Below are 11,353 nucleotides of genomic sequence, written 5' to 3' on the forward strand. Positions count from 1 at the left end.
GGTCCATAAGACCCGCAAACTATAAAAATTATCTTTTCATAAAAATAATCTATATTTTTTGATTTTCAAGTTAGTACATATTTTATATATTTATTCAAATTTTTAATTTTAGGTCGTGAAATTTAACAAAAATCACTTGTTAGTATTGCATACTATCAAATTAAATTTATGAGCAGTCAAAAAACTACTTCTTATGGTAAAATATTATATAGCAAAAATTATTTATAATTTTGATTTAAACCATACTTTTAAAATAAAATTTTTTTTTCTGGGAAAAAAATTTCTACTATAATAAATTTTGTATCATTTTTTGGGAAAAATTAAGTAGGCAATAAGGCGAAAAAATGTAAATTCGTGTCAAAAAATGAAAAAAGGACAAATATGGCAAGAGAGATTATAGACCTTGAAAAATCTCGTTCTACGAGTGCCAGGCTTTACAATCGTACGCAAGAGATAGTAGATAGCCAAACAGGTGAAGTAAAAACGATAGTAACAAGCTTTTTGCAAAAAGAACAGTCAAAAGACGCATTTATAAAAGTATTTGTTGAAAACTTAGACTTTTTAGTTGAAAATCTTTCAAACAATGCTAGAACGGTTTTTTTAGTGATGATAAAAAATGTCAATTATAAAAACATCTTTAAATATGATAGTGATTTTGTCAAATACTTTGAAGAAAGAAAGATCCTAGCAAAATCAAGTGTATATCGTGCACTGAAAGAGTTAGAAGATAAGCAGGCAATTTTTAAAATCAGTGAAAATGACAAGGATAAATTCGACATTATAGGTAAAAACTCATTTATGCTCAACCCACAAATCGTAGGCAAAGGCTCAATAAAAGACCTCAAACAGCTAAGACAAACGACTGTTAAAACATTTAATTTCGAAACACTTGAGATGACAAAAGAAATTTTAACTGACGCAGCCTATGATGGATTTGACAAGGTTTTGGCAGCCCCCGATGATTTTCAAATCGATAGCGTAAAACAGATCCAACATTCAGCAAATAAGAGTGAGACTGAGATCGTGATATCAAAAAAACATGATGAGGAGCCAGCCGAGGACAAGCCAGAAGCCATCGAGGTAAAATCTGAAACAACAAATGAAGCAGCAAGCGGCGTAGAGAGCGATATTGCTGATATTATGAAATTTGTTGGAGCGTTTAAGGGTGATTTTAAAGGTGATGCTAAGTCACTTAGGGCTGCTAAATCAGACGAACTAAACCAAAGGGATGAATAATGAAAGTCTTTTTTGACCTAAATATTATTATTGATATTATTGATACTGATAGAGCAAATAACCAAAAAGCTGTTGCACTCATGCAAAATTTAATGCGAAATGGCACTAATATTGTTATTAGTGAAGATAGTATTAGCACACTTTATTACAATTTACGTCATTCAAAGCAAAAACAGCTTATATTGCTTGACTTTCTAGAAGTGATAACTCAAAAATGGCAGCTAGCAAGCTTTGGTGTCGAAACAATAAAGAAGGCTATAAAGTACTCTAAAAATTCTAACGCCGACTTGGAGGATGCATTGCAATACTTTTGCGCAGATAAAGAAGGCTGCGAAGTTATATACACGTGCGATAAAAACTTCCCAAAAATTGCTATTGCTGTAAAAAATTATGATTAATTATAATTTCTTGGGAAAAATTTTGCTAGTGTGGTTAAATTTTTCCCACACAGAAAACCATTTTTCCCAGGCATGGGAAAATATAAAATGGCTACGGTCCACGAAATTACCGCACTTTAAGACCATTTTTTATAGCGTTTTCCCTTCTTATTCTTTTCTTTTTGCCAAAATCAAAAATAAGGTAAATCAAAAGTAAATAACTTTTGAACTTTTATAATTGTGCTATTAATTTTTTGCAAGCAAAAAATTCGCACAAAATAAAACACCAAAAAAGAAAGACTAATGTCATTAGTTTATTTATGGTCTTTGATTTTTCTTTACTGTAAAGTACTTTTTTACAAATGGAGGGCAGTGTTTGTTTCTTTTTTTGGGAAAAAATTTTATATAAGATCAAATTTTGTGTTTTTTTGGGAGATTTTTTATTTCATTAAGAGATAATATTCGTGTTGTTGATTATGTTTTTATATCCTGATCGATGCTACTTATTTTTACAAGATTATAAAAGTGTCATTGTAAAGAGGGATATAGAAACTTAGTATAATAACAAGGAAGAATTTGTTTATTTTAAATTTTATAATATTATTATAAAGATATTATAATAATATTTTATTACTATGAATATGATAGGTTTTTAATATGCCAAGGAAAAGAAAAAAAATTTATATTGATGTACCCTACTCTCTAAAAAATACTGCAAAAACAATGGGGGCTATGTGGAATAGTGACGAAAAAAGATGGTTTATTTATGATACTTTTGATTTTGAGGCATTAGTAAAGTTACTTGAAGAAAATAAAAAAGAAGGAGCTAGTAAAAAAACTGTACTATCAGATGGTATTACAAAGTTTAAAGTGCCTTGTTTTCAAAAATATCAAATTGATATTACTGACATATCTTTAAAATTTAAAGTCGCCTTAAATGCGGCTGGGCTTGAAGTAGACACACCAATAATGGATGGAAATTTGCGACGTGTTAAAGTAAATGGCGATAAGGGTGCGCAAAAAAGTGGTGCGTATGTTGGTTATTTAGATGGTACACCAGCCGGGTTTATACAAAATTTTAAAACTGGGTTTATTAGTAATTGGAAATATGAGAAATTAGACATATTACCCTATTCCGATGAACTTATTTATGGTAAAAAAACTCAGAATTTAGCAAATGACAATACAGTTTTTATTCAAAGGCAGTTACAAAGAGAGAATGAATTAGAAGACGAATATAAAAAAACAGCTAAAATTTTACTTGATGAGTTTTTGTCTGCAAATTTTGCTGCTTTAGACCATGCCTATTTTGTTAGGAAAAGAGTATATAAAAACTATGGTTTGAAACAGGATAGATTTGGAAATCTTCTTATGCCACTTTTTGATATCAACGAAAAATTTTGGTCGCTTCAACGGATATTTCCAAATGGAAATAAGATGATAGGCGCCCTACTTTCAAATGAGCAAAAGAAAAATGGTGAAAAACTTCTTGCTAAGAAGCGAGGAAATTTTTTTATTATAAGTGATGACATGGATCTTTATAATAAAAATTCAGCTAAACTTAATATTGAGGCTTTATTAAAATATAATAAAATTTATATATGTGAAGGTTTTGCCACTGCAACAAGCGTTCATGAAGCTTGTAAGATGCCTGTAATAGTTGGACTTGATGTGGGCAATTTAGAATTTGTAGTTCAGAATTTTTCTACAAGGTTTTGTAATATACGCATCATAATTGCTGCTGATAATGATGCTAAAAAAGAAAAAAAGAGTGGGTTTAATATTGGAAAAGATAAAGCAATGCAGATTAAAAATAATTTTAAAAATGTAAGTGTCTGTATTCCAAATTTTAATGATACAGAAATTTCTAGTGGATATAGTGACTTTAATGATTTGTATAATAGCAGAGGAATTGACGAAGTAGGGCGTCAATTAGAAATATTATTATAATATCTAAAATATACTTATATAATATTATTTTTATATGATTTAGATATTATAATAATATTATATAAAATAATAATGCTTTCTATCGTGATTTGAAAATTATGTATCGTTTTTGTGGTTGTATTGCCTGCTAATAAATACCTATTTTTATTTTTTGTATAGAGGGTTACTAATTAATTATATCTTTTATCATAGCAGAATAAGTATTCTCAAATTTGTGTTTTGTGTATTAATATTTATAATTCTTATCTATACTCCTAACTAAAGAGATTATATGAAATAAATATTATAATAATATGATAATAATATTTATATAAAAATATATAGATATGAAAAAGATATTTTTATGATATAATTCCACAAAAAGAAAAGGATTAAAAATGGTCATATCTATCGTAAATGAAAAGGGCGGTAGTGGCAAAACTACACTCGCTGTAAATTTAGCAGCTAGGCTATCAGAGGATGGAGATAATGTCCTTTTAATAGATGCCGATCCTCAACGTTCAACTGAAGTTTTTTCAGATATTAGAAGTCAGTCAAATTTAAAACCGCTCTTTTCAAGCGTATCAAAAACAGGTGTTAGCTTGGGTGATGAGATAAAGCGTATGCGGGATAACTTTGACTCTATCGTAGTCGATACTGGTGGGCGTGATAGTAAGGAGATGCGTAAGGCCATGTTGTCATCAAATGTACTTATAATACCAACCATACCTTCACAGTACGATGTGAGTGTTCTTGATCGCATGCTTGATCTTAGTAGTGAAGCGAAAGAGTTAAATGAGAAATTGCTTACACTTATACTTGTAAACCGAGTTTCTCCAAATCCTTTTTTGGCAAAAGAGCTTGAAAGTATGCGTGAATACATCGATGATGCAAAAAAGGAGCGAAATTTAAGTGATGTCTTTTTATTAAACTCTGTTATTTACGAAAGACAAGCTTATAGAAAAACGGTTTCAAATGGCAATAGTTTAAGCGAATTTTGCAAAAATGGGGATAGGGCGCTTGAAGATTTCGAAAGTTTTTATGCCGAGCTATTACAAGTTGTAAAAGAAAATATTAAGGATTAAAAAATGGGTTTTAAAAAAGTAAATACAACGCCAGCTACTAGTGAAGAAAATTTTATAAATCAAGCAAGAGGAGAAACATCAGAAGCAAAAAAGCCTAAAAATTTAAAACGAGATAAGTCATTTTTACTTTATTTTACGCAAGATGAATTTGATCGTGTAAAGATAGAAGCGGAAAAAATTGGAATGGGTATAAATCAATACATTCGCTTTAAAATTTTTAGCTAGTATTATATAAATACTATAATGATATTATATTGATATTATAATTATATTAATATAATATCATTTAAAAAAGCTCATGAGCTTAAGCTTGAGATTGTAAACTAAAATCTTTAACTCTATGCGAGTATTATTTTATTGTAAAACAAGTATTTAACAGTTGTATCTACATCTATTGTAACGGCTCTAGCATAATTTATATATCTAAATCGTTCCATTTTCTAAAATATCTTATATAAAAATTCTTTTTTCTCATTATATTTTAATATTTAATTAAGATTAACTCTTTTATAATGCCACTAAATTATTTTTTTAAATATAACTATTAAATCATTCCAAGGAAGGACAGATGAGAGCCATCTTATCTTTATGCATGGTGTGTGCATTGCTATTTGCTAGTGAAATTAGCCAAAAAAATGAGCTAAACAACGAAGAGATTAGAGCTAACATAGCAAGCTCATTTAATGAAAGCTCCAATATAAATTTGCTTAACAAAAAACCCACTTCAGAAGGTAGACTAAATTTAAACGAAACTCCATGCTTTAAAATAGATAGTATCTTGCTGCTACATGATAATGAGATAACTAGTTTTAATGCTAATAGCATTGCCGATGAGGCTATAATAAGAAAGACTTATAAAGATAACTATTCTAAATTTAATTCTATCTTACAGAATACTTTAAGTAAATTCGAGTTTAGATCGGGTAGCTGCATTGGTAAAAATTCAATCAATCTAATCATCAATTCATTTAATAATGAAATCATAAAAGAGGGCTTTATAACTTCAAGTGCAAGCCTGTCCACAAAGAACCTAAAAGATGCCAAGTTAGAGTTTGTGATAAATCTTGGCCTAATAGATGATATAAGCATAAATGAAGTTGATAGCCAAAGAAACAGAGTGAGCTTATTTACGGCATTTGGTGAGTACTCTCATAAAAATAAAGTAGCAAACATAAGAGATATCGAGCAAGCTCTTGAGTCACTGCAAAATGTCTCAAAAGATGATGTTAGCATTAAATTTTTACCTTCAAATAGAGCTGGCTTTTCAAACATAGTAATAACTAGAGTTGATAGCTTCCCTCTAAAATCTGCCATAAGCATTGACAATCTCGGCTCAAAACAAAGCGGTAAATATCAAGCAATGGTAAATTTAAGCACTCTAAATTTACTTGGATTTAACGAAATTTTTAGCTTTTCACAAGGCAAGGATGTACTTAAAAAATATAAAGTTACAAACAAATTTAATGGTGTAAGTGATCACGGTGCTTCAAATAACTACTATTACGGCTTTAGCATTCCATTTGGCTATTTTATGCTTGAATATGAAAAGAGCAAATATGACTATGCTCAGATCATAAATGCAGCCTACAATCTCTATACATATAAAGGTAGAAGCGAGAGCGACTCACTAAGCCTTGCTTATATATTTTATAGGGATTCAAATTTTAAAAATAGTGCTTATGTAAAGCTATTTAAGAGAAAAAATAAAAACTATCTCGAAGACTATGAGCTAGATAACCAAGCTAGAAGAAATGCTGGATACGAGATAGGTGTAAGATCAAGCTGGAATTCATATAACCAAGCTTTTAGCGCTAGGCTAGCTTATAAAAAGGGCACTGGGATATTTAACTCACAGCCTGATCCTTTAGAAGATAGCGGCGAAGCTACATCAAGATTTGCTCTAATAAATTTAAACCTAAACTACAAATATAAATTTGAAATCCCACTAAGCTACGACCTAAACATCAACGCAAGATATGGTTTAAACAAACTAAGCTTGCAAGATAAATTTAGCATCGGTGGATATTACAGTGTTAGAGGGTTTGACGGGGAGAGCTCACTTGTTGGAAACCATGGAGTGATCATGAGAAATACCCTCTCATATAGCTACTATAAAAATAACTCTATCTATGCTGGAGTTGATACTGGTATGGTAAGAGCGACAAGTAGTGGCATAAAGGATGAAAACATCCTTGCAGGATATGCCCTTGGTCTAAAAGGACATATAAAAGCATATAACCGTCTAAACTACGACATCTCTATCTCTAAGCCTCTTTATAAACCAAAGAGTTTTGAAACAAAATCAACAAACATCAACTTTATTCTAAGCTACGAATTTTAAGGATAAAATATGCTAAAGAACAACCAAAATACCACAAGCAGTGATAAGCCTAGCCTTTTAACAATGGGCTTAAATTTCTACATAAGCCTATCTTTACTTCTTGGTACTATGCCAGCTCTAGCAAATGAGCCAAGTATCATAGCAGATCCAAGTGCGAACAATCGCCCTGATATACTAAAAGCCCCTAACGAGACGCTAATAATAAACATAACAAACCCTGATAGCAAGGGCGTATCTATAAATGAGTATAGTAGGTTTAATACGCCTCCAACAGGCACTATCCTTAATAACTCTAATAAAAACATAGACACTAAGATAGCTGGCCAGATAGAAGCAAACTATAGGCTAACAAAAGAGGCAAGCCTTATTATAAATAAGGTAAATTCGGCTGAGAAATCATCTCTAAAAGGAAATTTAGAGGTAGCCGGAAGTAGAGCTGACGTGGTCATAGCAAACCCAAATGGCATAAGCGTAGATGGCCTAAATATGATCAACTCTCGCTCACTTACTCTAACAACAGGCAATATCAATAAACTAAGTCCTAAAGAGATAGAGCTAATATCTGATAAATCAATCGACATCGTAGGGGACGGCCTAAACGATAAGAGCAGCGACTATACTAATGTGATCTCAAATGCTATAAATTTAAACTCAAATATCCACGCAAATGAGCTAAATATCATCGGTGAAAAAGAGATAGCTTCAAGTAGTGGCAAACTATATAACGACGTAAAAGCTAAAAATCAAGAAAGTAGCTTTAGCCTAGATAGTAGCGCACTTGGCGGTATGTATGCTAATAAGATAAAGCTGGTTGGCACAAGTAACGGCGTAGGCGTAAACAATAACGGCCTAGTAATAGCAAATAACAACATAGAGATAAGCCTTGATGGAGATATAGTTAATGCTGGCGCTATCGCTTCTAATAAAGAGGCAAGTATAAAAGCAAATACTATAACAAACAAAGATGAAGCGCTAATAGCAGCCAAAGAGAACCTTAATATAAAAACAGATACTTTGGTAAATACATCAAGCCAAATTTATGCTAAAGATATAAATGTAGATGCTAAAAAGCTAGTAAATAACTCAAGCTCGCAGGCTAGGGTGGAGAAAAGCTCATTTGCTAAGAATTTAGCTCTAAAGCAAAGCGGCGAGAATAGATTTAAACTTGAAGAGGTAAATTTAAAAGAGATAAAAGAGAAAATAGAGGCTAAATTTAAAAAACTAGGCAAAGAGCTAAGCGAGGAGGAGCTAAATGCTGAAATTTTAAAAGAGGCTATAAGTAAAGATAGCACCCTTTATGCTCTAAATTTACACAAAGACTCATATCTATATGGCACATCTTCAAAGGTATTTGCTAATCTAAGACTAGACATCGACAAAAACGAAGTAGTACTTGATACAAGCAAAGCAAAAGACCGCGAAGTGCTAAAGAGAATTTACTACTCTATAAGTAAAGAAATTTTAAATGAAGAAGATAAGGCAAATTTCATCCCAGGCAGCATAGTAGCAAGCAATGATATAAATTTAAAAACAGATGAACTACTAAATGATAAGAGCTTTATCTATGCTGGCAACGACCTCGTACTTGATAGCAAAGATATAACAAACATAGCACTAAATTTAACAAGAGATGTTAGCAGCTTTAATGAGTTTAAGTGGAAAAAGCAAGAGTGGAAGGGCAAAAGAGGAAAAGTCTTTGGTAAAAAGAAGTGGGTAACTAAAGGCGGCAAAGGTGCGGTGTTTAACTTCTCATACACAGATGTTGGCCTTCCAGCAGTTTTTGCAGCTGGTAATAACATAGTAGGAAGTACGCAGGACTTTTCAAGCTATGCGCTAAATGACGATATAAAGCTAGCAAACGTAGATATAGATAAATTTTCTGAGCCGCTATTTAATAGTCCGATTATCAAAAACCTAAATAGAAGGGTTAAAAACCAAGGGTATTATTACAGCATTGATAATATAAACTCAGCCTACATAGCAAATATCCTTGACGGCTTATATGAGGTAAGAAACGAGAGTATAAGTAAATTTAAAAAGGAAGCAAAAGATAAAAACGTAAAGGCCTCAGCTCTAGTGATGGCTAATAATATAGACCTAGATGCCAAAGGCAACATAAGCCTAGCCGGTAACGTAGCGGCTAATAATCTTAATTTAAACTCACAAAATTTAAACCTAAATCACCTAGAGCTAAATTCTAAAGATGTAAATTTAAAAGCAAACGCGGCAAATATAAACTCAAGCGATATTTCAGCTAAGAATATAAACGTAGATGCAAACAATATAAATTTAGACAAAGAGTCATCTCAGTTTAGCAAGGCATCAAATTTAAAAGCAGACGAGAGCTTAAATTTGAATGCTAAAGAAAATTTAAACATTGCTGGCTCAAGCTTAGAGGCTGACAAGATAAATTTAAGTGCAGATAATATAAATATAAACGCCAAAGAGTTTGCCTACAGCCATAGCGCAAAAGAGAAGGGTATAAGCTTTAAACAAAGCATCCAAACGCTAAATAGCGCAAATCTAGACGCAAAAGATATAAATTTAAACTCTAAGTCAAATACGCATATAAGCTCAAGCAACCTTCGAGCTACCGACAAGCTAAGCGTAGAAGCTGGAAATGATATATATGTAGTAGGCGCTAATACAAACGAGAGCACAGAAACTAAAGAGAAGTCAAAGGGCTTTTTCTCTAAAAAAGAGTCTCATCTAATGGCTATAAACCAAAAGGTCATCAGCTCAAATTTAAATGCAGGCGATATTAGCCTAAAAGCTGGGGGCAATCTAGCTCTAGTCTCATCAAATCTAAATGCCAATAATATAAATTTAAATGCAGATGAGAACGTTATAGTTGATACCAACCACAACGTAGAGGCAAGCTCTAAATTTAGCAAGAGCTCACGCTTTGCACTAAGGCCAACTATCTATGAAAGCAGCGCTCACCTACTTGAAAAAGGAGCTAAAGGGGCAGTTGCTTCAAATTTAAATGTAAATGAAAATATAAATATAAACGCAAACAACATCAGCCTAAAAGGTGCAAACCTAAATTCGAAAAAAGATATAAATCTAAATGCCAATAACGTAGAGATAACAAACTCTAACGACGAAATTTATCACAATGAAGTTAGCAAAAAGAGCAAAATATCTTTAATATCTATAGGCGAACATCTAAAAAATATAAAAGATGATCTAAAGCGAAAGCTAAATGTTATAAAAGAGACCAAAGCTAGAACAAAAGAGACTTCATTAAAAGTACCTGTCGCAAAAGCTAGCTTAGAGAACAAAAGCTCAAAAGAGAACTGGCTAAATGCAAACTCATCAAATTTAAATGCAAACGGCGACATAAACATAAATGCAAAAGATGATATAAACATAGTAGGCTCAAATTTAAATGCTAATGAAGCTATAAATTTAACTAGCCAAAACTCAAATATCAAACACTCAACCAATCTCTACGCTAAAGATACATCAAGCAAAGAGGCAGTAGGCACTCTTTCTATCACCGCCCAAAACGAGTATGCGCAGATTGTCCCAGCCGCCCTTGCTCTTAAAGAAGCAGTTGCGCAGCTAAAAAGAGTAAAAAAAGAGTACGATAACTATAAAAAAGAAAAATCAAAGCTAGAAGCTAGCCTAAGCGACATCAAACAAAGGTATAAAAACAAAGAGGTAGGCATCGACTACTCTGATATAGAAGAGGTAAGCGAGATATTAGAGGAGTATAGAGATGAGGAGAAATACTATAAAGAAAACATACTTTTAGCCACTGAAAATGTAAACGCAAAAACACTAGCCCTAGTAACTCAAACAGCAGCTGCAGCTGCAAGCTCAGGAACGTATGGCTTTAGCGTAGGCGTAAGGGCTGATCTTGCCACCACTAAACAAGAGAGCTCTTTAAAGCAAACTAGCTCAAACAAATCTAGTCTAAATGCTAAACGTATAAATATAAACTCAAACGATGCCCTTTCTATCACTGGCTCAGACCTAGCATCGAAAGAGGATATGAGCTTAAACTCAAACAACCTAAATATAAACTCTAGCGAAGATAGTTTAAAATATAAATCGCATACCAAATCGTTTACGTCGGGGTTTGGTTTTACGTTTTATGGCGGAAATTCTAAATCTTTAGAGCTAGGACTAAACGATACTAGACAGAGCGAACAAAGCCTAACAAACAACAACTCTCATCTTTACTCATCTAAAGATATGAATATAAATACAGCTAATGACGCAACTATCAAGGGAGCAAATTTAAGAGCTGATGAAAAACTAAATTTAAAAGTAGGAAATAACCTAAGCTTAGAGAGCACTAGAGATATAAAAGATGCCAGCTCTAAAAGCAAGGGTATAAATTTAAGTGCAAGCTACTCCGGAGCAACTAATGCTAA

At 32.2% G+C, this 11,353-nt stretch carries 7 protein-coding genes; all 7 read left to right on the top strand.

Features of this window, described 5'->3' with window-relative positions; genetic code table 11:
- Positions 1–381: 381 nt before the first annotated feature.
- On the top strand, positions 382–1,236 hold the full coding sequence (locus CVT13_RS09975; protein ID WP_103649471.1) for a hypothetical protein: 855 nt from the start codon (positions 382–384) through the stop codon (positions 1,234–1,236).
- On the top strand, positions 1,236–1,634 hold the full coding sequence (locus CVT13_RS09980) for a type II toxin-antitoxin system VapC family toxin (RefSeq protein ID WP_107812464.1): 399 nt from the start codon (positions 1,236–1,238) through the stop codon (positions 1,632–1,634). The genes CVT13_RS09975 and CVT13_RS09980 overlap by 1 nt, the downstream gene beginning before the upstream one ends.
- Positions 1,635–2,270: 636 nt before the next feature.
- The gene (locus CVT13_RS09985; RefSeq protein WP_107812465.1) at positions 2,271–3,563 is read left to right on the top strand and encodes a toprim domain-containing protein; all 1,293 of its coding nucleotides are present in this window, start codon (positions 2,271–2,273) and stop codon (positions 3,561–3,563) included.
- Positions 3,564–3,940: 377 nt separating this feature from the next.
- The gene (locus CVT13_RS09990) at positions 3,941–4,627 is read left to right on the top strand and encodes an AAA family ATPase (RefSeq protein ID WP_103583805.1); all 687 of its coding nucleotides are present in this window, start codon (positions 3,941–3,943) and stop codon (positions 4,625–4,627) included.
- 3 nt (positions 4,628–4,630) lie between these two features.
- Positions 4,631–4,852, top strand: a complete 222-nt coding sequence (locus CVT13_RS09995) for a hypothetical protein (RefSeq protein ID WP_103583804.1) — start codon at positions 4,631–4,633, stop codon at positions 4,850–4,852.
- Positions 4,853–5,195: 343 nt separating this feature from the next.
- A complete protein-coding gene (locus CVT13_RS10000; RefSeq protein ID WP_107812466.1) occupies positions 5,196–6,968 on the top strand; it encodes a ShlB/FhaC/HecB family hemolysin secretion/activation protein in 1,773 nt (590 codons plus the stop codon).
- Positions 6,969–6,977: 9 nt separating this feature from the next.
- Positions 6,978–11,353 (top strand): hemagglutinin repeat-containing protein (locus CVT13_RS10005; RefSeq protein WP_159071122.1); only part of this gene is annotated, 4,376 nt, incomplete at its 3' end.

It is taken from the genome of Campylobacter concisus, from assembly GCF_003049085.1.
GTDB classification, from domain to species: Bacteria; Campylobacterota; Campylobacteria; order Campylobacterales; family Campylobacteraceae; genus Campylobacter_A; species Campylobacter_A concisus_H.

Coding starts and splice junctions, on each gene's coding strand:
- CVT13_RS09985 (WP_107812465.1), top strand. CDS start 2,271: ATGCCAAGGAAAAGAAAAAAAATTTATATTGATGTACCCTACTCTCTA.
- CVT13_RS09975 (WP_103649471.1), top strand. CDS start 382: ATGGCAAGAGAGATTATAGACCTTGAAAAATCTCGTTCTACGAGTGCC.
- CVT13_RS10000 (WP_107812466.1), top strand. CDS start 5,196: ATGAGAGCCATCTTATCTTTATGCATGGTGTGTGCATTGCTATTTGCT.
- CVT13_RS09990 (WP_103583805.1), top strand. CDS start 3,941: ATGGTCATATCTATCGTAAATGAAAAGGGCGGTAGTGGCAAAACTACA.
- CVT13_RS09980 (WP_107812464.1), top strand. CDS start 1,236: ATGAAAGTCTTTTTTGACCTAAATATTATTATTGATATTATTGATACT.
- CVT13_RS09995 (WP_103583804.1), top strand. CDS start 4,631: ATGGGTTTTAAAAAAGTAAATACAACGCCAGCTACTAGTGAAGAAAAT.